Annotated in this window: 1 protein-coding gene; it reads left to right on the forward strand. The window is 66.4% G+C overall.

The genetic code is table 11. The features are described from left to right. A partial coding sequence (locus tag ACSVDM_RS30795) for an AMP-binding protein (RefSeq protein ID WP_439269170.1) occupies positions 1 to 536 on the forward strand: 536 nt, incomplete at both ends.

Genomic DNA, 536 nt, shown 5'->3' on the forward strand with positions numbered 1-536 from the left:
ATCGAAAAATACGGCGTCACCATCTACTACACCGCCCCGACGCTGATCCGCACGTTCATGAAGTGGGGTCGCGAGATCCCGGACGCCCACAACCTCACCAGCCTGCGTCTGCTCGGCTCGGTCGGCGAACCGATCAACCCCGAAGCGTGGCGCTGGTACCGGGAAGTGTTCGGCGACAACAAGACTCCGATCGTGGACACCTGGTGGCAGACCGAGACCGGCGCCATCATGATCTCGCCGCTGCCCGGCATCACCCATGCCAAGCCCGGCGCCGCCATGCGCCCCCTGCCCGGCATCTCGGCGAAAGTCGTGGACGAAGAAGGCAAGGCGGTGCAGCTCGGCGAAACCGAGGCCAACGGGTACCTGGTGCTCGACAAGCCGTGGCCGTCGATGCTGCGCGGCATCTGGGGCGATATGGACCGCTACCGGTCCACCTACTGGGAGCGCTACGCCGAGCAGGGCTGGTACTTCGCCGGTGACGGCGCCAAACTCGACACCGACGGCGACCTCTGGGTCCTCGGCCGCGTCGACGACGT

The organism is Nocardia sp. JW2 (assembly GCF_051843015.1).
GTDB lineage: Bacteria > Actinomycetota > Actinomycetes > Mycobacteriales > Mycobacteriaceae > Nocardia > Nocardia coubleae.